The sequence below is a fragment of the Chryseobacterium sp. C3 genome, assembly GCF_014218905.1.
In the GTDB taxonomy this organism is placed as follows: domain Bacteria; phylum Bacteroidota; class Bacteroidia; order Flavobacteriales; family Weeksellaceae; genus Chryseobacterium; species Chryseobacterium mucoviscidosis.
In genome coordinates this window covers 341,510-366,495 of sequence record NZ_JACLCU010000003.1, presented here as the reverse complement: position 1 = coordinate 366,495, position 24,986 = coordinate 341,510, and the positions used below count along the sequence as shown (strand labels likewise).

Below are 24,986 nucleotides of genomic sequence, written 5' to 3'. Positions count from 1 at the left end.
GTTAAAACAAAAATATTATGAAGAGATATCTACTATTGTTTTCTTTATTCGCGGTCTCCTCATCGAGTCTCTTTTATTCACAAAAAAATACAAACAGAAAGCCTCAGCAAGAAAAGGCTTCCTCTCTTACAATGAAAGCGGGTTCTTTTATTGATGTGAATACTCCTACATATCCTGCATCAGCTTATACCCCTTTGCAGCTGGTAAAAGATGTGTTGATTTCATCAGGAACCAATTCCTGTGTTACACCTAACGTATCCAACGTTCAGGTGAGCCCGAACCTTCCGGCAACAAATGCAAACAGATCCTGGGGATATTTCAACAGAGGAACAACCAGCTTTCCTTTCAAGGATGGTATTGTTCTTTCTACAGGATATGCTCAAAAAGCCGGAAACAGCTATATTAGCTCTACTTTAGGAGATGATTTGCCAACGGGTAGTGATCCGGATCTTGTTGCAGCAACGAATCCTTCTGCAACACTTAATGATGCCGTTATTCTGGAGTTTGATTTCGTGCCTACTTCCAGTCAGGTGAAATTTAATTACCTTTTTGCTTCCGAAGAATATACAGGAACTTTCCCTTGTAGCTTCTCAGATGCATTTGCTTTATTATTAAAACCTGTAGCCGGCGGACCTTATGTTAACATGGCTGTATTACCGGCTCCGGGAACAGGACCGGTGAGTGTAACCAATATTCACCCGCAAAACAGTTTTGCGGGAACCAATATGGGATGCGGTGCTCCAAACGTTGCCTTTTTTGGAGGGTACAATACTGCTAATATAGAAACCAACTTTAACGGAAGAACTGTTCCTTTACAGGCAACCGCTACAGTAGTTCCAGGACAGGCATACCACTTTAAAATGGTTTTGGCAGATGCTATAGACAGCAGCTATGATTCTGCAGTATTTTTAGATGGTGGATCTTTCAATATTGGAGTAGAATTATTAGATCCTTCCGGAGCAACATTGCCGGAGCAAATTAATGTATGCGACAATGTTCCTCAGGTGATCACAGCATCGGTTAGTGATCCGAATATGACGTATCAGTGGTTCTTCAACGGAGTTGCAATTCCGGGAGCTACCTCTCCTACGATTACAGCAACACAGCCGGGGAATTACGAAATTCAGGTTTCATTCCCTGGAAGTCCTTGTCCGGGTAAAGCCAATATCAAAATAAACGGAGGAACAACACCAGCCGCAGTAGATGCAACATTACTGCTCTGTACAACTCCGGATGTCACCTGGTTTGATCTTACCAATTCAATGGCGTCAATCAGTACAACGCCGGGTGCAGTATTCTATTTTTATGTAAATCAGGCAGATGCAATTGCCCAGAACAATAATTACATTCAGGATATTCTTCACTACAATGGTAATGATGGACAGATTCTTTATGTTGTGGTATCGAATGGAGGTTTCTGTAGTAAAATGGTAAAATTAACATTATCAAAAGAAGCGACTCCTGTTGCAAGTGTTGTGGCATCGAAAATTAAAGTCTGTCCGGGAACTGTAGTAGATCTTACGGCAACCGGCGGAGTAACTTATCAATGGGCAAACTTCTCAGGAACAGGCAATACCCAAAGTGCAACAGTATACAATACAACAACGTTCTCTGTATACGCATTGGGAACAAAAGGATGTAAATCTTTACAGCCTGCAAAAATCACCGTTGAGGTAGTTCCGGAAATCACTTCGACATTAATGGATGTGGAAATGTGTCAGGGAGACAGAGTAACTTTGGACGCAGGAGCAGGACCGAATTACACTTATCTGTGGAGTACAGGTGCGGTGACCAGAACAATAGAAGTAGACCAGTTGGGTATTTATTCTGTAACCATTAAAAACGGATTTTGTCAGGAAACTTTCACTGCAAAAGTGATGGCAGCAGCTTCTCCGTTTGTTTCTAATATTGATTACAGCAACAATACGTTAACAATTACTGCGCAGGTTCCTATGATCAATAATATTCCTCAGACAGCGGAATATTCTGTGGACGGTGGTATTTCATGGCAGCAGTCTAATGTATTTACAGGACTTTCCAACAATACCCACTACGACATTCAGGTAAGAACTGTAGGAACACATTGTGTAGGAGCTTTAGAATTCTTCACACTGAATATTGCAAATATGATTACTCCAAATCAGGATGGTGTTAATGATACACTGGATCTTACTGCTCTTGGAAACTTTAATAACTTCACAGGTTCTGTGTATGACAGATATGGTTCAGAATTATTCAGATTCTCGAAAGAAAACCCAATCTGGAACGGAACTTTAGGAGGCAAAAAGCTGCCAACTGCAACGTACTGGTATAAATTTAACTTCCAGTATCCGAAATCAAAAACAAGCATGAGCCAGTCTGGCTGGATTATGTTGAAAAACAGAGAATAAAAAATCAATCGATAATGCAAAATGAAAGCCCTTCAAGAAATTGAGGGGCTTTTTTTAGGACAAATTAAGTTATAGCTCTTCTTAACTTTTTTACTAAACACTTTCTTTCCAGAGCTGTGTAAATGAGATGAAATCTGCCACGCTAAGTTCTTCTGCTCTTTTATCCATAAATTCATGGGTTTTTAAAGCTTCCGGAATATTTAAAATTTTTAAGGCATTCGACAGCTTTTTTCTTCTCTGGTTAAAACCTGCCTTTACGATTTGTTTAAACAATACCTCATTTCCTGCCAAACCTTCTTTAGGATTCCTGGTGATTCTGATAACACCGGATTTTACTTTTGGCGGCGGATTGAAGACGTTTTCATGAACGGTAAATAAATACGAAGTATCATAATAAGCCTGAATCAGGACAGAGAGAATTCCGTAGTCTTTAGTTCTTGGAACGGCGGCTGTTCTCTCCGCTACTTCTTTCTGAAACATTCCCACCATTTCCGGGATCAGCTCATAATGATCGATAATCTGGAACAAGATCTGGGAAGAAATGTTGTAAGGAAAATTTCCGATGATGGCAATCTGCTCTCCGTTGGTAAACTGAAAATCCTGCTTCAGAAAATCTCCCACAAAAGTTTCTTCGGTTACTTTAGAATAGTTTTCCTTTAAATATTCTATGGATTCTTTATCAATTTCTGCAAGGTAAATCTGCTGTTCTTTTTCCAGCAGATATTTGGTGAGAACTCCCATTCCGGGACCCACTTCCATTACCTTATTGTAGCCCTCAAAACTCAGACTTTCTACGATTTTTCTTGCGATGTTTTCATCCGTCAGAAAGTGCTGACCAAGATGCTTTTTTGCTTTTACACTCAATGTTTTTATGATTTTATTAACAGTGATTTTCTCTTTTTCGTTCCCAAATTTCGGAAGATTTTTTCTATTTTAGCCAAAAATTTTAATATTAATGGCTAAATCTGTAGATGAATTTAATAAGAAAAGGCTTAGGTCTAGCAATATTACAGTAGTAATAAGTATTGCCTTAGTGTTATTTTTGTTGGGATTAATGGGACTTATTTTAATCAATGCCCAGAAATATTCCGATTATATCAAGGAGCAACTTGTGGTAAATGCTTACTTTGATGAAAACTATGATGCAAAGGATTCTGTAAAAATTGCGAAAATGGAAGCTGAGGTTTTCAAAGAAATTCAGACACTGGCTCCGGTAAAGAAAGCAACGTATATTACCAGAGAAATGGCTTCCAAAGAAGCTAAAAAAGCAATGGGAATTGATACGGATGCGCTTTTCGAAGAAAATATTTTCCCTTCATCTGTAGAAATTGCCCTAAAACCGGAATATGTAGATCCGGCAAAGATCGATGAAGCCATTAAAGCCATTAAGGCTGTTCCGGGAATTATCGATGTAAAGAACGACAGTACTCTGATGGTGGATGTTTACAATAACCTGAGCAGAATTCTGAAATGGATTTTAGGATTTTCCATCCTGTTTTTAATTCTGGCGGTTGTATTAATTAACAATTCCATCCGTCTGAAAATATTCTCCAAGAGATTTATTATTAAAACCATGCAGCTTGTAGGAGCGAAGAGAAGATTCATCCTGAAACCTTTCATCATCGAAGCGGTAGTTTTAGGGGCAATTGGTTCTGCAATCGGACTTCTGGTTCTTTTCGGAGCATGGTATTACTTTACAAGCCAGATCGGATCTGCCTTTGTACAGGACAACAACCAATACTTCTGGCTGGTTCTGCTGGTATTCGGAGTAGGAATTTTTATTACGGTTTTAAGTACGATTGTAGCTACCTGGAGATTCTTAAGATCAAACGTTGACGACCTATATTACTCTTAAAAATGAGCAAAAAAACAAATAAATTTTCCGCAGATAATTTCGGGAAAGAAACAACCGAAGTTCCAAAGGAGAACACTTTTTACTTCGGAAAAGAAAACTTTAAATGGATGTTGATCGGCTTGGCATTCATCGTGGTAGGGTTTCTTCTGATGATGGGAGCCGATGCCAATACCGTAGACGGAAAATACGATCCGAACTCATGGAATGAAGATATTTTTTCTATCCGAAGAATCAGGATTGCACCATTATTTGTGGTGATTGGTTTCGGAATCGAAGTTTACGCGATTTTAAAAAGAAAGTAGAAATAAATTTTATTTGAAGATTAAGAAATTCGGAAATTTAGATCAGTCTAAATCTCTTGGTTTCTTAATCTTTTAATTTTGGATAAATTATGGATTTAATCAAAGCAATTATTATTGCGATCATTGAAGGCTTAACAGAGTATCTGCCCATTTCGTCAACTGCACATATGGGCTTTACGGCAAATTTGCTGGGACTTGAAGAAACCGAATTTTTAAAAATGTTTCAGGTTTCCATACAGTTTGGGGCAATCCTTTCTGTGGTTGTGGCATACTGGAAAAAGTTTTTTGATCTGAAAAATTTGCAGTTTTACTTTAAACTGGCTTTTGCAGTGGTTCCGGCTTTGGTTTTAGGGTATTTATTTGATGATAAAATTGAAGCGGTTTTAGGAAATCAGATCGCTATTTCTTCAGTTCTGGTTCTTGGAGGTGTTGTTTTACTGTTTGCCGATACATGGTTCAAAAATCCAAAAATCGATGATGAAAAAGGCATTACCATTAAAAAAGCGGTAACGATTGGTTTTTGGCAGTGTCTTGCAATGATGCCGGGAACGAGCAGAAGTGCAGCTTCCATTATCGGAGGTATGACACAGGGATTGACAAGAAAAGCAGCGGCAGAATTTTCATTCTTTTTGGCGGTTCCTACCATGTTGGCGGTAACGGTATATTCGGTTTTTGTAAAAACATGGGGCAAAGAAACACCTAATCCGCAGAAAGGTTATGAAATGATTATGGAATCTCAGGATCACATCATGATTTTCATCGTAGGAAATGTTGTTGCATTTATCGTTGCATTAATCGCCATCAAAGCATTCATCGGAGTTTTGAATAAATATGGTTTCAAACCTTGGGGATGGTATCGTATTTTCGTAGGAATTGCCTTGCTGATTTATTTTTATTTCTTTAAATAATTTAAGCTAAAAAAATATAAAAATTACTCATTACCAATTACTCATTACTCATATTCATGACCGCTGAAGATCTACAATCTGGACATATATTTTTATTAGACAAACCCTTGGACTGGACTTCTTTTCAGGCGGTCAATAAAATGAAATACAAACTCAAAAGAGAGTTTGATTTACCTAAGAAATTCAAAATTGGTCATGCAGGAACTTTAGATCCGCGTGCAACGGGATTATTGATTGTCTGCTGTGGTAAATTCACCAAAAAAATTCCTGAAATTCAGGATGCCCCAAAAGAATACTGGACCGAAATAAAAATCGGCGTTCAGACAGAATCATACGATACTGAAAAACCAGAAATTCTGCATCAGGATATTTCGGAAATTACAGAAGAGCAGATAAAAACGGCATTGGAAAAATTTGTCGGAGAAATAGATCAGACTCCGCCTGTTTTTTCGGCAATAAAAATTGAAGGAAAAAGAGCGTATGATCTTGCAAGAGCAGGAGAGGAGGTGGAAATGAAATCTCGTAAAACCACAATTTTTTATATTGATAATGTAAAGATTGATCTTCCTCTCGTAAGTTTCACGGTGGGTTGCTCGAAAGGGACTTACATTCGCAGTTTAGCTCATGATATCGGACAGGAGTTGGGTGTGGGAGCGTATTTAACGCAATTGAGAAGGACAAAAATCGGAGAATACAAAATAGAAGATGCAACGTCCGACTTTTTGGAAAATGATTTTAGATTTAACGAATCATAAAAAGAAATTGCTTTTATTGATGAATGCAGTCTGAAAATAGTATGGAAAAAACAAGAATTAACAAATATTTATCAGAAGTAGGATACTGCTCGAGAAGAGCAGCAGACAAACTTTTGGAGGAAGGAAGAATCACCATTAACGGTAAAGTTCCGAAAATGGGAACAAAAGTTTCCGATGAAGACGTGATTAAAGTAGACGGAAAACCAATCCGTGAGCCGGAAGAAAACCATGTTTATATTGCCTTTAATAAACCTGTAGGAATCGTTTGTACCACTGATACAAAACGTGAGAAAAATAATATCATCGATTATATTAATCATCCCAAAAGAATTTTTCCGATCGGAAGACTGGATAAACCTAGCGAAGGATTGATTCTTTTAACCAGCGATGGCGATATTGTAAATAAAATTCTAAGATCCCGAAACAACCACGGAAAAGAATATATTGTACGAGTTGATAAACCGATTACGCCCAAATTTCTGGATAAAATGCGAAACGGAGTTCCGATTTTAGATACCGTCACTAAAAAATGCGAGGTCGAAAAAATTGATGAAATGAATTTCCGTATCGTCCTTACACAAGGTCTGAACCGACAGATCCGAAGAATGTGCGAATATTTAGGCTACGAAGTAAAGAAACTGAAACGGATCAGGGTTTTAAATATCAAACTCGATCTTCCCATCGGAAAGTGGAGAGATCTTACGGAGGAAGAACTTTCTGCTTTACAAAAACTGGTTGAAGGTTCCAGTAAAACATACGATTAAAAAATAACAGAGATGCCGGATTGGACATCTCTTTTTTGTATACCTTAGACTTTTATCATATTCATATACAGTATTTTTGTTATTCTGACGAGAGAATAATCTCAAAAAGTTTTTTTATCTCCCGCAGATTTTACAGATTGCGCAGATTTTTTTCCAATTTAAAATTGTTTTTACTTTCTCAAAAGTATTTACAGCTTTTTGTCATCCTGAAAGGATCTAAGCAAATAACTTGAAAGAACAGCGAAGAGTAAAACGTTTAGAACCCTTCGACAAGCTCAGGTGACATTGCGAATACTTCCTATAATACTTAAAACAATGAAGGATTGTTAAAAAAATATTTTGACAAAAAAATTAACGCTGCATTGTCATTCTGACAGAGGAAGAATCTCAAAAAGTTTTATTTTATCTCGCGCAGATTGAGCGGATTAGGCAGATTTAATTAATAAATTTAAGTTGATTTATGTTGTTAATTTTAAATACAATATTTTAATGTTCTGCTTCTTTTGCGGTTCAATAAAAATGTAAAAATTGCATCCTACTTCAAATACCATTTCATCCGCACTTCATACTCTGGTTTCAGTTTCAGCATCTTCCAGATTTTCTTTTCATCTTTTTCGGAGATTCGGTAAAAAATAATTTTTTCTGCAGAATATTTAAAATAGGGATGATTTTTCAGCCATTCTTCCGGAGCTTCATGCAACGTATATTTCTGAACATTCGAAGTTGTAAGGGGTGCGGTTGAAAGTAATTTTTTCGTCAGTTCCGGATCAATATTGTAAGTAGAAAGAATCTGTTCTTTATTCACGAATCCACCCAATTTATTTCGAAAACCGATCATCGAACCGGCTGCTTTTCCGTCAAATCCAAATTCTATAAGCTGTTTGTAGGTTATTGCGTTTAAATCTACCTTGGTGAAATCCGTTTTTTCTTGCTGCTTAGTTTCAGATTTGTCATTTTTACTCACCACAATTGTTTCTGTATTCAATTTAATGAACGGTTTCATTTCCTCAAACTTCTCAGAAGAAATAACGAAACATTTCTGAATGTCTTCCAGACTTTTAAAACTTCCTTTTAAATTCCTGTCACGGTAATTGATAATAATTTGTGCCTGTTTGTCTGAAAAGCCAAAAGATTTCCATCCTTCAAAATCCAATGCATTCGGATCGAAAGAATGATATTGAATTTTCTTTTTATCGACATTGAAATTTTTAGCAGCTCTGTAATTTTCCGGTGTTTTCTCCGGCAGAATAAGATAAGGATCGATTTTCTGAAAATTCTCTTCACTGATGATAAAGCACTCCCTGAATTTTTCCTTGCTCACAAAACTTCCGCCCAGATAACTTTTGTATTTTAAAATGGCTTCTGCCTGCTTTTCACTAAAGCCCATTTTAGTCCAGTCGGCTGCTGAATAAAGATCGGGGTTAAATTTCCCTCTAACCGTTATTGATTTTTTTTCAAAACTTTTGAATGCATCTGATTTTGCTTCTTTACTGGTTTCCGGAAGTAAAATATAGTGGTTCAGCTCAGAAAATTTTTCCTCAGAAATAGCAAAGCATTTTCTTAGTTGTTCCTTTGATACAAATTTTCCTCCGACTACTTTCTTATAGTTTAAAATCGTTGCCGTTTGTTTTTCTGTGAAACCTAAATTCTGCCATTGCTTTTCATCCAGTTCATTGGGATCAAACTCAGTAAAGCTGAGAGAAACGGAAGGTTGTGTAATAAACTGAACATCGGGAAATTCTTCCTTTTCCTTACTTGTATATTTCTGGAAGGCAAATAAAATGATCAGCAATATTCCCATCAATGCCAATCTCCGGTAGTCGTTTTTTTTCATCGCTGTAAACTTAATTAATTTATTAAGCATTCGCAATGAGGGAATTGCAATTGGATTATTTTAGAATATAAATTCTGTTATTCGGCTTTAAAAAATGAATTGAAATAAAATTATGAATGAAAGATTTCAATTATTCTTCATCCCTCTCCGCCAAAGACTCCTTCAGTTTCAGCAATTCAGCCTTTACAAATTCCAGCCTGTCGATGATGGTGATGGTTTCGGAGATCTTGCTGTTGGTGGTTAATGCGATTTTAGCACCGTCCAGAGTGTAGCCTTTTTCTTTTACGAGATGATAAATGATCTGAAGATTTTTGATGTCTTCCGGAGTGAAATACCGGTTGCCTTTTTTGTTCTTTTTAGGCTTAATGATAGGGAATTCCTGTTCCCAATAACGTATTAATGAAGTATTTACATCAAAAGCTTTCGCTACTTCTCCTATTGAATAATACAGTTTATCAGGTAAATTTATCTTCATTTTTAGAATCGTAATGGTCAAAGATAAAAATTTTTTAAATCCCACAGCAAATTAAGAGGGCAAAAAGTTCATTCTCCGCTTTGTAAATCAGGGTTCAATGTGAATTTTAAGATGAGGAAATGTAATTCTTTTTGTTATTTTTGATGATGAAAAACCTATAAAAAAGTGAATTCTATTTCTGTTCTGCATATCAATCTTTTTCAGCCGGGTAAAAACACTTCGGATTTTTATTTTAACCGAATGAAAGAGCATCTGGTTTTGGGACACAGACATATTGAAAAACCGCACCGTCATGATTTTTATGCCACAATTCTCTTTACAAAAGGAAGCGGAACGCATGAAATCGACTTTCAGAAATATGACGTTTCGGCGGGAAGCTTATTTTTTATGTCTCCGGGACAGATCCACAGTTGGGAACTTTCTGAGGATATTGACGGATATATTTTTTTCTGCTCACAGGATTTTTACGAAATGCATTACGTCAATCAGAAGCTTAGAAGTTTTCCCTTTTTCGGATCGGTTAATTTCCCAAGAAAATTACAGCTTACTGCAACGGAACTAAGGGAAAATAATCCCCTTTTTGCAGCACTGGAAAAAGAATATCTGCTTCAAAACGTGATGAAAAATGGTTTTATCCTTTCACTGATGTCACAAATTTTCATTCAGGCAACACGGTCTTTTTCAAAAGAGCTGGGAAAAGAAAATTCTGAGGTTAACATTTCTTATTTTAAACACTATCAACAGTTTGAAAATCTTATTGAAGAGCATTTTGCAAAAGAAAAATCCGTTGCCTTTTATGCTTCTCTGCTGGAAATTTCATCCAAACATTTAAACAGAATTACCAGAACTATCGTTCAGAAAACAGCGACTGACGTTATTACAGAAAGGATAATTCTGGAAGCCAAAAGAATGCTTATGTATCTCGATGAAAGCCTTACGGAAATTGCGTTCCGTCTTGGTTTCGAAGAATATTCCTATTTCGTGAGAGTCTTCCGTAAAACTTCCGGCATGACTCCCACGCAATTTATTAAAAAATATAAAGCTTAATTTTTGTTGATGGTATGAAATTAACTCCAACAAACTTCTCTCTAAAACACTCAAACACTCAAACTCAATACCTACAATACCAATTGAAAAGGTCCTTCAAATATCGTTTCGAAAGAATCTACCAGATTTCCCTTTTCATCAAACACGCCGATCGTCATATTCTGCTTAGAGAACCGGATCTCTTTTTCAGGGAAAGAAATGTTGATATTTCCTTTTAAGATCTGATCTCCTTTCAAGATGATTTTTTCATTGCCGAAGAAATTAATTTCCGCATTCTTAGGATTCAAGACTTTTATTGTGAGTGTTTTCTTTTCGTTGGATTTGTTTAAAAGCGTATAAATAAAAGTATTCGTAATTTTTCCGTTTTTAATGAAAAATGTTGATCCTGCCGGTTTTATGAATTTCGCTTCCATGGAACCTCTGTCGTACATCAGAAATCCTAAAAACCCGATCAGTAAAGTTAAAATTACCGTTGTTGCCTTCATTCTTCCGGTAAATTTGAATTTCTCCTGATTTTCAATTTCTGCTTCTGTGGCATAACGGATCAGTCCTTTCGGAAGACCTACTTTTACCATAATTTCGTCACACGCATCAATACATGCGGTGCAGTTTACGCATTCCAGCTGCTGTCCGTTTCGGATGTCAATTCCTGTAGGACAGACAACAACACATTGATTACAGTCTATACAATCTCCTTTTCCGACGGCTTTTCGGTCTTCGTCTTTTTTCCATTTGGAGCGGTTTTCACCTCTTTTAAAATCATAATAAACGTTGATGGTCTGTTTGTCGATTAAAACGCCCTGTAATCTTCCGTACGGACAAACCAAAGTACAAACCTGCTCTCTCAGCCATGAAAAAACAAAATAGAAAGCAGAAGTGAAACAGATCATCGCAAGAAACTTCAGCGGATTTTCTGCGGGATCTTCGGTAATGATTCTGAAAACTTCTTCATAACCGACAATATACATGAACATGAAATTCGTAATCACCACAGAAAGAACGGCGTAAACAGACCATTTGGTGAGTCTTTTTCTTATTTTTTCGCTGTTCCATTCCTGTCGGTCGAGCTTCATCTGTTTATTACGGTCGCCCTCGATCCAGTATTCTATTTTCCGGAAAACCCCTTCCATAAAAATGGTCTGCGGACAAAGCCAGCCACAGAAAATCCTTCCGAAAACAACGGTGAAAAGCATCACAAAAATAACAGAAGTAACGGCTCCAAGTGCTAAAATGAAAAAATCCTGTAGATAAAACGGCTGTCCGAAAATAAAAAATTTCCTGTCGATAACATTCAATAAAAGAAAAGGATTGTGGTTGATTTTCACAAAAGGTAAAGTGAAAAATATCGCTAAAAGCAAATAAGTTACATAATCTCTGTAGTTGGTAAATTTTCCTTTGGGTTTTCTCGGATAGACCCATTTTCTTTTTCCGGTTTCGTCCATTGTTCCTACGGAATTCCGGAAGCTTTCCTCATAAAGTTCCGGAGCCTGAAAATTGCTGTTCTGTGTGTTCATCGTTTCGGTATTATCTGAAAATTCGGGTGAGAAACATTTAAAACCTGTTAAATGCTCATTTCAAATATTTTTTACTTGAATCCTGTAGTGTTTTTCACTGATGCAAAGCTCTGCAATAATTGTTTCCGAAACTAATATGATCTGCTTCTGAAATAGTACAATTCGGACATTTTAGGTTTTATTTTTATTTGATCAAAAAGAGAAAATAAGCTTTGAATCTTGTTCTGCATATCGTAAATTGCTGACTTTAAATTGTGCGGAATGAAAAATATTTTAAAAACCGGCTCGCTTGGTTTGATTTTAGCAGTATATAGCTGTCAATCAGTAAATACCACTAAAATGTTTTATGAAGATGTAAAGCCCGAGAAAGTTTCGGATCAATTCAGTTTTACCGAAGGTCCTTCCTCGGATAAAGAAGGAAACGTGTACTTCACGGATCAGCCGAATGATAAGATTTATTATTGGGACTGGAAAACCAATAAAGTGATCGAGTTCATGAATAAAACAGGAAGAGCGAACGGAACGCATTTCGATAAAGACGATAATTTAATCACCTGTTCCGATGATCAGGGCGAAATCTGGAAAATTTCAAAAGATAAAAAAGTACAGGTTCTGCTGAAAGGTTTTGAAGGCAAAAGACTGAACGGACCGAATGATGTCTGGAATGACGAGTTTGGCGGAATGTATTTTACCGATCCTCTGTATGTAAGAGATTACTGGGTGAATTTTAAGCAGGAAACTCCGCACAAAAGTTTATACTACAGAAATAAAGACGGACAGATTTCCAAACTTGAAACCTTTACACAGCCGAATGGAGTGGTAGGAAGCGAAAAATTCAGAAAACTGTATGTTTCGGATATTGATGCCGGAAAAACGTATGTTTATGATATTTTGGGCGAAGGAAAATTATCCGAGAAAAAACTTTTCTGCGAAATGGGTTCCGACGGAATGACTTTAGACAAGCACGGAAATCTTTATTTGACAGGAAAGGGAGTTCATGTATTCAACAGAGAAGGAAAGAAGATTTATCATATTCCCATCGAAGAAGACTGGACTTCCAACGTGACTTTCGGAGGGAAAAATAACGAAGTTCTGTTCATCACCGCTTCAAAATCTGTTTATACTTTACCGACACGGGTAAGAGGAGTGAGATAAATTTTAAGGTTGAGGTTGAGGTTAAGATTAAGGCTGAGATTAAAACATAACGCTTATCTAAACCTTAGCCTTAACCTCAATCTTAATACGCCACTTCCATTTTCACTTTCTTGCCCTTTAGTTTTTCATTGGCAAGTTTTTTCAGCAGCGCATTCACTTTATTTCTCGATACAGCAACATAAGAAGTTGTGTCTTTTACTTCGATCAAGCCGACATCTTCTTTCTGGAGTTCTCCTTTTTTCAGCAGATAACCAACAATATCCACTTTATTCACTTTGTCTTTTTTTCCGGCACTGATGTATACTGTCTGAAAAGGCGTTTTTTCCGGAACTTTGGTAAATCCGGCAACGCTGTCTTCCGGCGTATTGCTTTTAATGAAAGGGAAATTTTCATCTTCCGTCATAATAAGATAGGCAAAACCTTTCGCGTTCATTCTTGCTGTACGTCCGTTTCTGTGGATAAAAGCATCCTCTTTCGGCGGTAACTGATAATGTACGATCGATTCTACTTCCGGAACATCTAAACCTCTTGCAGCCAGATCGGTAGTGATTAAAATTCTTGCAGAATCGTTTCTGAATTTCAGCAGGGCGCGTTCTCTTTCATCCTGTTCCATTCCTCCGTGGAAGGTTTCTCTGTCGATTCCTTTTTGGCGGAGAAGCTCGGAAATCCGGTCAACCGCTTCTCTGTGATTGCAGAAAATTAAAGTTCTTTTGTTCCCGATTTTACAGATTAAATTAAATAACGTGTCCAGTTTTTCTTCCGGCGTAGTCATTACTTTTTTAAACTGAATGTCGGGTTTTGCTTCGCTCAGCTTTAAAAAATCAATAATCTTTTCATCTTTTAATCCTGTAAAAGCAGGAATTTTGTCCATTGCCGTTGCGGAAGTTAAAATTCTCTGAGACAGTCCTTTTAATGAATTGGAAATAAACTCCATATCATCATGAAAACCAAGCTCAAGAGCCTTATCAAACTCGTCCAGAACCAGCGTTTGGATGGTTTTCGGATCAAAATTATTATTTCTCAAATGATAAACCACTCTTCCCGGTGTTCCGATTAATACAGCCGGAGCTTCAATCAGGTTGTTTACCTCAATTTTTTTGTCGTGACCGCCATAACACACGGAAACTTTAAAATCGGTTCCCATCGCTTTAAAAACCTGCTCGATCTGTAAAGCCAGTTCTCGCACCGGAACCAGAATAAGAGCCTGAATTCCAGAACAGTTTTTCTTTAAATTTCGCAGTACAGGAAACAAAAAAGCCAGTGTTTTCCCCGAACCGGTAGGAGAGAGCAGAACAACATCCTGATTGTTTTCTGTTGCTTTGTATGTAGATTTCTGCATCTGATTCATGTCCTGAATCTGCAGTTTTTCGTAGATAGATTCTAATTCCATGGTGCAAAGATAGTTATTTCGCGGATGAAGAATATTGCTGTTTGATGATGGTTTGATATTTTAGGATATTTTTCTTAATAATAAAAGATTTGGAGAAAATTCAGAAGCTTAAAATGATATTTCAAACTTATTGGAATTACGGAAATCCGTAATGTGGAAGCTTAAGGAGATGATAAATTTGGCTCAATAAATTAATCAACATGAAACTCTATCAAACTCTTGAAAATCAAATTAAAAAGGAGCCTAATTACGTTTCCGACAACGGAGAAGTTAAAAAATGGGTCGTTCTCAGCAAAGCGCAGAATCTGGATGAAGAATTAATTGAACTGCTTCTGCAAGATTCGGATCTGAAGGAAAGTTTTTTCATTAAGGTAAAAGATGTTCTGGTCTTTAAGCAAAGTCTGTTTATCCAGTTTCTGGAGCAGAAAAATTATCTTAACGACAGCTACACCCAGTTTAAAAACAAAGTGGGACTCACCATTGGAAATCAATACCTAAAGCAGCTGAATGAAGTGTCCTTAGTTTGGCCTTTTAAGGATTGTGTTCTGGAAGGCGGACAAAGCAGGGAAGAGGATAAAAGGGAAGAAATCTTTTTCAATGAAACATTGGCGCAGGACGAAATTACCGAATTGTTCGATCCCAAAGTCTTAACCAACGCCAAAAGAATTGACCAAAACGGTGAAAATAATTTTGATGAATTCAATCGCAATGAAAACGGAACCATTACGGATAATCTGATTATCAAAGGAAATAATCTTTTAGCACTTCATTCCCTGAAAAAAGAATTTGCCGGTAAAGTAAAGCTGATTTATATTGATCCGCCTTACAATACGGGGAATGACGGATTTAAATATAATGATAGATTCAATCATTCTACCTGGCTGACTTTTATGAGGAACAGATTAACAATAGCAAAGGAATTGTTAAGAAATGATGGGGTAATTTTCATCAGCTTAGATGATAGAGAAGCTCATTATGCAAAAGTTATGTGTGATGAAGTTTTTGATGTTGAAAATTTTTTATCTGATATTATATGGAACTCTACAAAATCTGTTACGAATACAGCAATTATATCTAATTCCCATACTCATACTTTAGTTTATTTTAAAAACAAGAATTATTATGTAAAGAATCGAATGGAGTTTAGATTAAAAGAAAATGGAGTAGGTTTTTCAAATCCAGATAATGATCCGAGAGGAGTATGGAAAGCTGATCCGTTTCAAGTTGGAGGTTGGCGACCTAACCAACAATATGAAATAAAAAATCCCAATACAGGAGTTATCTATAAGCCTAATGCAGGATGTAGCTGGAAGAATGATTTTGCCAAATTTCAAGAATTGTTAGCTGATAAAAAGATTGTTTTTGGAGTAGATGGAAATGCTGGACCTCAAAGAAAACGCTTTTTATCTGAAGCTATGGAAAGAGGGAAGGTTGCAAAAACAATTTGGGATGATATTGAAACTACTACTAATGGAACTCAACATTTAAAAAAATTATTCAATAATCAAATTTTTTCTAATCCTAAACCTGAAGGATTTATTAAAAGAATTATTGAACTTGTAACACAAGAAAAAGATATCGTTCTCGATTATCATCTAGGTAGCGGAACAACAACATCAACAGCTCATAAAATGAACCGTCAATATATCGGAATCGAGCAGATGGATTATATAGAAACGGTTGCTAAAGAACGTTTGAAAAAAGTTATTGAAGGAGAACAGGGCGGCATTTCCAAATCCGTCAACTGGCAAGGCGGCGGTTCCTTCATTTATCTTGAATTAAAAAAATACAACCAGATTTTTATTGAAAAAATAGAAGCTGCGGAAGACACAGCAGAACTTCTTCAGATTTGGGAAGAAATGAAATCCAGATCCTTTCTTAATTATAATGTGGATCTCAAAAAGCAGGAGCAGCACATCGATGATTTTAAAGCATTAAGCCTGAAAGAACAGAAACAGCATCTTTGCGAACTGTTGGATAAAAACCAGCTCTACGTTAATCTTTCTTCTTTGAATGATGAAAATTTCAAATGTACTGAAGAGGAGAAAATAGTGACTCAAGATTTCTATAAAATTAAAAACTAAAGCCATGGAATTTTTACACGAGATCTTCAATAATCCTATTGCAAAAAAGTCTTTATCGCAGGTTGTTATTCCCAACGAAATAACAGACAATTTAAAATTTAAAGTTCGTCCGTATCAGGAAGAGGCATTCAGGCGGCATCTGTATATTGAACAGGAGAATTTTGAAGGAAAACCCAGCAAACCGATTCATCTGCTGTACAATATGGCAACCGGAAGCGGAAAAACGATGGTGATGGCGGGTCTTATACTTCATCTATTTGAAAAAGGCTACCGTAATTTTCTGTTTTTCGTGAACAGCAATAACATCATTCAGAAAACGAAAGATAATTTTCTTAATTCACAGACTTCCAAATATTTATTCACAGATAAAATTATCATCAATGGAAAAGAGGTTTTACTGAAAGAGATTGACAATTTTGATGAATCGGATCAGGAAAATATCAATATTAAATTTACGACGATCCAACAGCTTCATACGGATTTAAATAATACCAGAGAAAACAGCGTTACGTATGAAGATTTTAAAGATAAAAAGATTGTTCTGATTGCTGATGAAGCCCATCATCTCAACAGCGGAACCAAAAGCGGAAATCTTTTTGGAAGTTGGGAAGAAACCGTTTTGCAGATCCTGAATCAGAATTATGAAAATATTCTGCTCGAATTTACGGCAACTCTGGATTATGAAAGCCGGGAAATTATGAATAAATACAGGGATAAGGTTCTTTACAAATATGATCTTGCACAGTTCAGAAAAGATAAATTTTCCAAAGAAATTAATCTTGTGCGCTCAATGTACAATGAAAAAGAAAGGATTATTCAGGCACTGATTCTCAATCTTTACCGTCAGGAACTGGCTGCAAAACATGGTATTAATATAAAGCCGGTGATACTTTTCAAAGCGAAAAAAACAATTAAAGAATCTGAACAGAACAAAGAAAATTTCCACAAGCTCATCGATGAATTTTCTGAAACGATGGTAACCAGCATCAGGAAAACTTCGTCCGTCTCGGTTATACAGAAAGCTTTTCAGTTTTTTGAGTTAAGAAATATCTCGGAAAATGATATTGCACAGAGAGTAAAATCCAGTTTTCGGGAAGAAAACTGTCTGAGTGCAAACAATGATTCGGAAGCGGAGAAAAACCAGATCCTTCTGAATACACTCGAAGATGAAAATAACCCGATCCGTGCCATATTTGCCGTTCAGAAGCTGAATGAAGGATGGGATGTTTTAAATTTATTTGATATTGTACGTTTGTATGAAGACCGTGACGGAAAAGACGGAAATCCCGGTAAAACCACACTTTCGGAAGCGCAGTTGATCGGTCGCGGTGCGAGATATTATCCTTTTGCACTGAATGAAGGTGAAGACAAGTTCACCAGAAAATACGATGATGACATTTCAAATGATCTTAAAATTCTGGAAGAACTTTATTACCATACAAAAGAAGACAGCCGCTATATTTCCGAACTAAAAAAAGCACTGGTAGAATCCGGAATTTATGAGGATGAAGCCCATCTCGAAACAAAACAGTTAAAGCTGAAGCCTCTATTTAAAACTTCGAAATTATATCAGAAAGGAGTCGTTTTTTCCAATAAAAAAGTACCGAAAAATTTTGATAATATTAAATCTTTTGCAGATTTGGGAGTGAAGAAAACAAATTACCGTTATCAGCTTTCTTCGGGCTTCGGAAAAATCTCTAATGTCTTTTCAGAAAATGAAAAAGAAATATCCGGTGAGGAAAAGATAAAATCAAAAGATATAAAGATTACGGAAATACAGAATCATGTGGTAAGATATGCGCTCAGCAGAAATCCGTTTTACTGTTTTAATCGTCTTTCTCATTATTTTCCCAATCTCGTTTCCATTTTTGAATTTATTGAAAATGAGCAATATCTTGGAGGTTTGGAAATCACTTTTACAGGAAGCAGAAACCGTCTAGATGAAATTTCTCATTTTGATTATCTTCAGGCGCTCAATGGTTTATTGCAGGACATCGAAACAGAGATCAAAAAGAATTCTACAGAATATGAAGGCTCGGAATTTTATGCACGGCCTGTTCAGGATGTATTTAAGGATAAAGAAATCAGAGTAAATAAAGACAGCATAAGAGCAAAAGGGCAGGAAGAGCTTGTTCTGGATGAACCATGGTATGCTTATAATGCCAATTACGGAACCGAAGAGGAAAAAAAGTTTGTTGAACTGTTTGCGAGACGTTTTGAAGGACTCAATAAAAAATATCAGAACATTCACCTGATCCGGAATGAAAGGGAAATTAAAGTTTTTGATCAATTGGGACGGGCTTTTGAACCGGATTTTATTCTTTTCTGCACCCGCCGTGAAGAAGAGGAACTTACTTTTCAGGTATTTATAGAACCAAAAGGAAAACATTTAACAGGACATGATAAATGGAAGGAAGATTTTCTCAAACAGATCGGAAATCAGCAGAAATCTGTGAAGATTCATACAGACAATTATTTAATTACCGCTGTACCTTTTTACAATTACAGCAATGAGAATGAGTTTAAAGAAACCTTAGAAAAGACTTTAATGGAGTAAAAAGTTATTTTGATTAAATTAAATGGTTTGAATTTCAGTTGTTTATGTTGGATTTTTTGACCTTTGAAATAATTGTTTGTTTCAAATAAATTTCATATCTTTGCACCCACTTTTGTGGCGAAAAGGTTTGAAGAGTAAATAACTAAAAATTAATTACTTCCGTATTTTTCAATTCACATTTATTCAGACCGTTGAAAGAGAAGGAATACAAATTTAATTAGAATTATGTCAAAAGAGACAAATTCAGCTGAATTATTATTAAATCAAAACGTAGCACCTGAACAATTTGACTGGGATTCTTTCGAATCTGGTCTTGATGCTGATGCTAGAAAAGAGAAAAGCGATTTAGAAGAAATCTACAACGGATCTTTAAACAACTTAGACGATAACGACGTTCTAATTGGTAAAGTGGTAAGATTAACTGATAAAGAAGCTATCGTAGACATCAACTTCAAGTCTGAAGGTGTTATTTCTCTTAACGAATTCCGTTACAACCAAGGTCTTAAAGTAGGAGACGAGGTAGAAGTAATGGTAGACAGAAGAGAGGACAAAACAGGACAGTTACAGTTATCTCACAGAAAAGCAAGAACGCTTAAAGCTTGGGATAAAGTAAACGAACTTCACGAAACAGGTGAAATCGTTAACGGTTTTGTTAAGTCTAGAACTAAAGGAGGTATGATCGTTGACGTACACGGAATCGAAGCATTCTTACCTGGTTCTCAGATCGACGTTAAGCCAATTAAAGATTACGATCAGTTCGTAGGAAAAACTATGGAATTCAAAGTTGTGAAAATCAACCCTGAGTTCAAAAACGTAGTAGTATCTCACAAAGCATTGATCGAAGCAGATATCGAAGGTCAGAAAAAAGAAATCATCGCTCAGTTAGAAAAAGGACAGGTTCTTGAAGGTACTGTTAAGAATATTACTTCTTACGGTGTGTTCATCGACTTAGGAGGTGTAGATGGATTGATCCACATTACAGACCTTTCTTGGTCTAGAGTGAACCACCCATCTGAAATCCTTGAGGACGGACAGACTGTAAAAGTGGTTATCCTTGATTTTGATGATGAGAAAACAAGAATCCAGTTAGGTATGAAGCAATTAGAAGCTCATCCTTGGGATGCTCTTTCTGCTGACTTAAAAGTTGGAGATAAAGTAAAAGGAAAAGTTGTAGTTCTTGCTGACTATGGTGCATTCGTAGAAATCGCTCCGGGAGTAGAAGGATTAATCCACGTTTCTGAAATGTCTTGGTCTACTCACTTGAGATCTGCAGGAGACTTCGTAAAAGTAGGTGATGAGGTAGAAGCTGAAGTACTTACTTTAGACAGAGAAGACAGAAAAATTTCTTTAGGTATCAAGCAATTAAGCAAAGATCCATGGGAAAATATCGAAGCTAAGTATCCTGTAGGATCTAAGCACGTAGGAACTGTAAGAAACTTCACTAACTTTGGTGTATTCGTAGAGTTAGAAGAAGGTATCGACGGTTTAATCTACATTTCTGATCTTTCTTGGACTAAGAAAATCAAGCACCCATCTGAATTCTGTGCAGTTGGTGATAAATTAGATGTTGTAGTTCTTGAACTAGACATTCAGGCTAGAAGATTATCTCTAGGTCACAAACAATTAACAGAAAACCCTTGGGATGCATTCGAAACTAAATATGCTGAAGGAACAATTCACGCTGGTAAAGCGGTAGAAGTACACGATAAAGGTGCTTCTGTACAGTTCGAAGATGCTGAAGTTGAAGCATTCTGCCCATCAAGATTATTAGAGAAGGAAGACGGATCTAAAATCAAGAAAGGTGAAGAGGCTGATTTCAAAGTAATTGAATTCAACAAAGAATTCAAGAGAGTAGTAGTTTCTCATACAGGGATCTTCAGAGACGAAGAGAAGAAAAACGTAAGAGAGAACTCTAACAACAGATCTAATAATGTTTCATCATCTTCAAACGAAGAGAGATCTACTCTTGGAGATATCGATGCATTAGCAGAATTAAAAAGAAAAATGGAAGAAGGTAAATAATACCTGATTCATTTTAAATATTAAGCCACTCATTTGAGTGGCTTTTTTGCTTTTGAATAATAGACGATAATACCTCTAATAATGCGAAAATTTAAATTTGATTTATTCACAAAATAATGAGAATTTATTTAATGTTATCAAACTACATATCTATTTAAATAATTTTAAATATAATATTGTTTTATTGTTAATTATATGTAAATTAGCGGCTTTATTAGTGTATATGAAAAAAGTAGCTTTACCCCTTTTATTTGTAGTTTCTGCAATGTTTCCTTCTGTTCTTTTCGGACAAGATAATGAGAAGTTAATTAAGGATTATATTTCTCAAAATAAGATCAGAGAATATAAAAAATCAGATCTTGCGAATTTTAAGATTGATAATGTAGATGAGTCAAAGTCATTGAATGGAAATGTAATTAAATTCCAACAGACTTATAACGGACTTCCTGTTTACAATGCGGAAGGTACTGTTTTGGTAAGAGATAGTAAGGTAATTTATTATACAGATACATTTCTAAAAGATTATACATCATCTGTATCAAATACTGCGTCCATCTCAAAAACAACCGCGCTTCAAAAAATATCTGAAAATTTACAGAAAGAAAAAATTCAGAATTATCCTATTTTAGGGTATAATGATGCAGATTTAAATAATACACCGGCTGCAAAACAGAGATTGGTATATACACAAGATAATGGAGCTTTAAAATTAGCATACCAGTTTTCTTTTCCGGAACCGAATTCTCCAAGCTATTGGGATATTTTAGTGGATGCAAACACAGGAAACATTATCAGCAAACTAGATTTAAATCTATCTTGTAATTTCCATAATGATGCCTATTCTCATGATTATAGTCATGTTCATAATGAAACTATTGCAGCAGAACCGATAAAGCAAGAAGAAAGTAAAAATAGTTTTTCACTTTTAGCACCTGATAACGCTTCTTATAATGTTTTTGCATTACCTATAGAGGCTCCTACATTTGGTTCAAGATCAATTGTAAGTAATCCATGGATCTTAACTGCTTCTCCGGAAGGATGGCATTATGATGGTACTACTCGTTATACAATTACCAGAGGTAACAATGTGCTTGCTTATGAGGATACAGCAGGAACTAATGCAGTCGGATATTCACCTGATGGAGGTACTTTAAGAAATTTCAATTATGCTTTTAATATTAATGATGATCCGTCTAACAATCAAAATGCAGCGATAACGAATTTATTTTATATTAATAATAAGATTCACGATATTTTCTATATGTTCGGTTTTACTCCTGCAGCAAGAAACTTTCAGAATACTAATTTTGGCTTAGGAGGTTCTGGTAACGATTATGTACTGGCCGAAGCACAAGATGGTGGGGGGATAAATAATGCCAACTTTGCAAGTCCTAGTGATGGAAATAAGCCAAGAATGCAAATGTATCTTTGGTCAACTGTGAACAGAATATTTTATTACAACGCTCCAACTTCAGCAGTACCTCGTCAACCAATTGCAGGCACAGCTTTATTTGGAAATGCTTTAGATGCTACCGGAGTTACAGGAAATGTTCAGTTATCCTCTGTTTTAGATGGCTGTACAGCAATTCCTGCAGGATCTTTAACAGGTAAGATTGGTTTAGTAGAAAGAGGAACTTGTAGTTTTACTGTTAAGGTTAAAAATGCGCAAGATGCAGGTGCGACAGCTGTGATTCTTTATAATAGCGTAGTAAATGGTGACACTGTTGGTAATATGTCTGGAACTGATGCAACGATTACTATCCCATCCGTTTTAATTTCAAACACAGAAGGTGAATATATTAAAAGCCAGCTTTCAGCTAATACAACTGTAAATGTAACTCTAAAAAATGATCCAGCCAGCAGTATTACGCCAGATGGAAGTTTTGATAATGGAATAGTTGTTCATGAATATGGTCACGGAATTTCTAATAGACTTACCGGAACTGGATCTGGATGTTTGAATTCTTCTTTAGATAAAGAACAGATGGGTGAAGGGTGGTCAGACTTCTTTGCTTTGATGTTAACAAATAAAGCTGGAGATAACGCTTCGGTACCGAGAGGTATCGGAACATATGCTGTAGGACAAGGAATTTCAGGAGGAGGTATTAGACCGGCAAGATATTCTCCAGACTTTACTATAAATGATTATACTTATGGTGATACGAATGGAATGGAGTATACCAATACAAGTGGACAAATAGTTCCTGATGTTCATTCCATCGGATTTGTTTGGGCTTCAATGCTTTGGGATCTTCATTGGCAGTATGTTGCTAAATATGGCTACGCTTCTGATGTAATGGCAAATACCACTAATGGTAGCTCAAGAGTTTTACAGTTAGTTACAGATGCTTTAAAACTCCAAATTTGTAATCCAACATTTATTGATGGAAGAAATGCTATAATAGCGGCAGATCAGGCTAAAGGAGGAGCAGACAGATGTATGATCTGGAGAACTTTTGCGAAAAGAGGCCTTGGAGTAAATGCTGCTGCTGGTTCGAAAACCAATATCAACGATCAGGTAGAAGATTTCACTGTCCCTGCAGACTGTGTGTTAGCTACAGACGAAGTAAAAGTTGTTAAAAATAACATTTCAATTTATCCGAATCCTGCGAAGAATGAGTTCTTCATTAATTTCCCAAGCAATACGTTAGGAAAAGTAAGTGTTGAAATCTATGATATGTCTGGAAAATTAGTTTCTTCAGAAGACAAAATTTCTCCGAATGCTAAGAAATCAATTTCGACAGACAAATTGATTAATGGAACGTATATGGTGAAAGTAAAAGGCATCGGTATTGATGCGGCATCAAAAGTTATTGTTAAAAAATAATCTGAACATTTATAAATTTTAGTTACGGCGCGAGCGAAGCTCGCGCCGTAACTTTTTTACATTAATCCCATCTCATTAATTTAATAATATATCCATATCTTTGCAGGCTGTAAAAAATGAATTATGCAGAAGAGAAATATATTAAAGGGAGTTTTATTTGTAGGGATTGGAGCCAGTATATACGGAATGTTGGCAACGTTTGTTAAACTCGCTTATCAGGATGGGTACACCACTTCAGAAGTTACAACATCACAGTTTTTATTGGGAATTGTTGGTCTTTTAGTCTTAAATTTTATTCAGACAATCACCTCTAAAAAAGCATTACCGTCGCCAACATCAAAAGAAGTAATAAACTTAATGTTGGCTGGAACTTCATTAGGTTGCACCAGTTTGTTTTATTACATTGCCGTACAATATATTAATGTTTCGATTGCGATTGTTTTGCTGATGCAGTCGGTCTGGTTCAGTGTAGTGGTGGAAAGTTTTCTGACAAAAAAAATACCCAATGCAAGAAAAATTGTTTCTGTAATTATTGTTTTGGCGGGAACTATTTTAGCAACCAATTTAATCAACGAAAGCTTGGATTTGGATTGGAAAGGCATTTTCTGGGGATTATTGGCAGCAGCTTCCTATACGCTTACTATGTTTACTTCCAATACATTAGCGACACATTTGCCTGTTTTCAGAAAAAGTATTATTATGCTTTTGGGTGGATCAGTTGTTGTTTTTGCATTCTTGTTTTTTGCACAGATCGGGCCGTTGCACTTCGAAGGATTAAAATCTTTTTACCTTACTTTTACAGACAATACAGAGCATATTCATTCCTTTAATTATTCAATTTTATGGAAATATGGTTTAATTTTATCACTTTTCGGAACCATAATTCCACCGATTTTATTTAATGTTGGATTTCCGAATGCTGGACTCGGATTGGGAAGTATCGTTTCCTCTTTAGAATTGCCGGTTTCCGTAACAATGGCATTTGTTTTATTGGGAGAAAAAGTTATTTTTATTCAGTGGGTGGGAATTATATTGATTCTTTTTGCAATTGTTTTAATGAATCTTCCCAAAAAAGACAAACAACTAGCCGAAATATCTTAAATAAAT

General features: G+C 36.0%; 18 protein-coding genes. 13 read left to right on the top strand and 5 right to left on the bottom strand.

What is annotated here, in order from left to right; genetic code table 11:
• Window positions 1–17: 17 nt before the first annotated feature.
• Window positions 18–2,390 carry a choice-of-anchor L domain-containing protein gene (locus tag H6W53_RS08830; protein WP_185206169.1) on the top strand — a complete coding sequence of 791 codons (2,373 nt, stop codon included), beginning with the start codon at window positions 18–20 and terminating at the stop codon, window positions 2,388–2,390.
• Window positions 2,391–2,483: 93 nt separating this feature from the next.
• Here the strand turns inward: H6W53_RS08830 and rsmA are convergent, their stop codons facing one another.
• Window positions 2,484–3,254, bottom strand: coding sequence for a 16S rRNA (adenine(1518)-N(6)/adenine(1519)-N(6))-dimethyltransferase RsmA (gene rsmA / locus H6W53_RS08825; protein WP_087708070.1), 771 nt, complete (start codon window positions 3,252–3,254; stop codon window positions 2,484–2,486).
• A 91-nt stretch (window positions 3,255–3,345) separates the two neighbouring features.
• Between rsmA and H6W53_RS08820 the strand changes: the two genes are divergently transcribed.
• The 5 genes from H6W53_RS08820 (at window position 3,346) to rluF (ending at window position 6,974) form a co-directional block, all read left to right on the top strand.
• Window positions 3,346–4,245, top strand: a complete 900-nt coding sequence (locus tag H6W53_RS08820) for a cell division protein FtsX (RefSeq protein ID WP_087708071.1) — start codon at window positions 3,346–3,348, stop codon at window positions 4,243–4,245.
• A gap of 2 nt (window positions 4,246–4,247) precedes the next feature.
• The gene (locus tag H6W53_RS08815) at window positions 4,248–4,547 is read left to right on the top strand and encodes a DUF3098 domain-containing protein (protein WP_087708074.1); all 300 of its coding nucleotides are present in this window, start codon (window positions 4,248–4,250) and stop codon (window positions 4,545–4,547) included.
• Window positions 4,548–4,636: 89 nt separating this feature from the next.
• Window positions 4,637–5,455, top strand: coding sequence for an undecaprenyl-diphosphate phosphatase (locus H6W53_RS08810; RefSeq protein ID WP_087708076.1), 819 nt, complete (start codon window positions 4,637–4,639; stop codon window positions 5,453–5,455).
• A gap of 56 nt (window positions 5,456–5,511) precedes the next feature.
• Entirely contained in the window at window positions 5,512–6,210 is a 699-nt protein-coding gene (gene truB, locus H6W53_RS08805) for a tRNA pseudouridine(55) synthase TruB (RefSeq protein ID WP_185206167.1), read from the top strand.
• A 41-nt stretch (window positions 6,211–6,251) separates the two neighbouring features.
• Complete coding sequence (gene rluF, locus H6W53_RS08800) at window positions 6,252–6,974, top strand: 23S rRNA pseudouridine(2604) synthase RluF (protein ID WP_185206165.1); 723 nt, start codon at window positions 6,252–6,254, stop codon at window positions 6,972–6,974.
• 535 nt (window positions 6,975–7,509) lie between these two features.
• On the opposite strand, the gene H6W53_RS08795 is transcribed toward rluF, so the two are convergent.
• Both H6W53_RS08795 and H6W53_RS08790 read right to left on the bottom strand, forming a co-directional pair.
• Window positions 7,510–8,808, bottom strand: a complete 1,299-nt coding sequence (locus H6W53_RS08795; RefSeq protein WP_185206163.1) for a helix-hairpin-helix domain-containing protein — start codon at window positions 8,806–8,808, stop codon at window positions 7,510–7,512.
• Window positions 8,809–8,938: 130 nt separating this feature from the next.
• Window positions 8,939–9,283 carry a MerR family transcriptional regulator gene (locus H6W53_RS08790; protein ID WP_076392608.1) on the bottom strand — a complete coding sequence of 115 codons (345 nt, stop codon included), beginning with the start codon at window positions 9,281–9,283 and terminating at the stop codon, window positions 8,939–8,941.
• A 165-nt stretch (window positions 9,284–9,448) separates the two neighbouring features.
• Here H6W53_RS08790 and H6W53_RS08785 point away from each other — a divergent pair, with 165 nt between their 5' ends.
• The gene (locus tag H6W53_RS08785) at window positions 9,449–10,330 is read left to right on the top strand and encodes an AraC family transcriptional regulator (protein ID WP_185206161.1); all 882 of its coding nucleotides are present in this window, start codon (window positions 9,449–9,451) and stop codon (window positions 10,328–10,330) included.
• 71 nt (window positions 10,331–10,401) lie between these two features.
• Here H6W53_RS08785 and ccoG read toward each other — a convergent pair whose 3' ends face one another.
• Entirely contained in the window at window positions 10,402–11,844 is a 1,443-nt protein-coding gene (gene ccoG, locus H6W53_RS08780) for a cytochrome c oxidase accessory protein CcoG (RefSeq protein WP_185206159.1), read from the bottom strand.
• Between the two features lie 261 nt (window positions 11,845–12,105).
• Between ccoG and H6W53_RS08775 the strand changes: the two genes are divergently transcribed.
• Window positions 12,106–12,999, top strand: coding sequence for an SMP-30/gluconolactonase/LRE family protein (locus H6W53_RS08775; protein ID WP_076392558.1), 894 nt, complete (start codon window positions 12,106–12,108; stop codon window positions 12,997–12,999).
• A gap of 82 nt (window positions 13,000–13,081) precedes the next feature.
• On the opposite strand, the gene H6W53_RS08770 is transcribed toward H6W53_RS08775, so the two are convergent.
• The gene (locus H6W53_RS08770) at window positions 13,082–14,389 is read right to left on the bottom strand and encodes a DEAD/DEAH box helicase (protein WP_185206157.1); all 1,308 of its coding nucleotides are present in this window, start codon (window positions 14,387–14,389) and stop codon (window positions 13,082–13,084) included.
• Window positions 14,390–14,589: 200 nt separating this feature from the next.
• On the opposite strand from H6W53_RS08770, the gene H6W53_RS08765 reads away from it, so the two are divergent.
• The 5 genes from H6W53_RS08765 to H6W53_RS08745 all read left to right on the top strand — a co-directional run bounded on the left by H6W53_RS08765 (window position 14,590) and on the right by H6W53_RS08745 (window position 24,980).
• Window positions 14,590–16,473, top strand: coding sequence for a site-specific DNA-methyltransferase (locus tag H6W53_RS08765; RefSeq protein WP_185206155.1), 1,884 nt, complete (start codon window positions 14,590–14,592; stop codon window positions 16,471–16,473).
• Window positions 16,474–16,477: 4 nt separating this feature from the next.
• Window positions 16,478–19,030 (top strand): DEAD/DEAH box helicase family protein, encoded by a 2,553-nt coding sequence (locus H6W53_RS08760; RefSeq protein WP_185206153.1) that lies wholly within the window; start codon window positions 16,478–16,480, stop codon window positions 19,028–19,030.
• A 225-nt stretch (window positions 19,031–19,255) separates the two neighbouring features.
• Window positions 19,256–21,052 carry a 30S ribosomal protein S1 gene (gene rpsA / locus H6W53_RS08755; protein ID WP_087711103.1) on the top strand — a complete coding sequence of 599 codons (1,797 nt, stop codon included), beginning with the start codon at window positions 19,256–19,258 and terminating at the stop codon, window positions 21,050–21,052.
• A gap of 97 nt (window positions 21,053–21,149) precedes the next feature.
• Window positions 21,150–23,879 carry a T9SS-dependent M36 family metallopeptidase gene (locus H6W53_RS08750; RefSeq protein WP_228457776.1) on the top strand — a complete coding sequence of 910 codons (2,730 nt, stop codon included), beginning with the start codon at window positions 21,150–21,152 and terminating at the stop codon, window positions 23,877–23,879.
• 123 nt (window positions 23,880–24,002) lie between these two features.
• On the top strand, window positions 24,003–24,980 hold the full coding sequence (locus H6W53_RS08745; RefSeq protein ID WP_185206151.1) for an EamA family transporter: 978 nt from the start codon (window positions 24,003–24,005) through the stop codon (window positions 24,978–24,980).
• Window positions 24,981–24,986: the final 6 nt, after the last annotated feature.

Bases quoted from the DNA above. Each gene is read 5' to 3' on its own strand.
- H6W53_RS08830 (WP_185206169.1), top strand. From the start codon at position 18: ATGAAGAGATATCTACTATTGTTTTCTTTATTCGCGGTCTCCTCATCG.
- H6W53_RS08820 (WP_087708071.1), top strand. From the start codon at position 3,346: ATGGCTAAATCTGTAGATGAATTTAATAAGAAAAGGCTTAGGTCTAGC.
- H6W53_RS08815 (WP_087708074.1), top strand. From the start codon at position 4,248: ATGAGCAAAAAAACAAATAAATTTTCCGCAGATAATTTCGGGAAAGAA.
- H6W53_RS08810 (WP_087708076.1), top strand. From the start codon at position 4,637: ATGGATTTAATCAAAGCAATTATTATTGCGATCATTGAAGGCTTAACA.
- truB (WP_185206167.1), top strand. From the start codon at position 5,512: ATGACCGCTGAAGATCTACAATCTGGACATATATTTTTATTAGACAAA.
- rluF (WP_185206165.1), top strand. From the start codon at position 6,252: ATGGAAAAAACAAGAATTAACAAATATTTATCAGAAGTAGGATACTGC.
- H6W53_RS08795 (WP_185206163.1), bottom strand. From the start codon at position 8,808: ATGAAAAAAAACGACTACCGGAGATTGGCATTGATGGGAATATTGCTG.
- H6W53_RS08790 (WP_076392608.1), bottom strand. From the start codon at position 9,283: ATGAAGATAAATTTACCTGATAAACTGTATTATTCAATAGGAGAAGTA.
- ccoG (WP_185206159.1), bottom strand. From the start codon at position 11,844: ATGAACACACAGAACAGCAATTTTCAGGCTCCGGAACTTTATGAGGAA.
- H6W53_RS08775 (WP_076392558.1), top strand. From the start codon at position 12,106: ATGAAAAATATTTTAAAAACCGGCTCGCTTGGTTTGATTTTAGCAGTA.
- H6W53_RS08770 (WP_185206157.1), bottom strand. From the start codon at position 14,389: ATGGAATTAGAATCTATCTACGAAAAACTGCAGATTCAGGACATGAAT.
- H6W53_RS08765 (WP_185206155.1), top strand. From the start codon at position 14,590: ATGAAACTCTATCAAACTCTTGAAAATCAAATTAAAAAGGAGCCTAAT.
- H6W53_RS08760 (WP_185206153.1), top strand. From the start codon at position 16,478: ATGGAATTTTTACACGAGATCTTCAATAATCCTATTGCAAAAAAGTCT.
- rpsA (WP_087711103.1), top strand. From the start codon at position 19,256: ATGTCAAAAGAGACAAATTCAGCTGAATTATTATTAAATCAAAACGTA.
- H6W53_RS08745 (WP_185206151.1), top strand. From the start codon at position 24,003: ATGCAGAAGAGAAATATATTAAAGGGAGTTTTATTTGTAGGGATTGGA.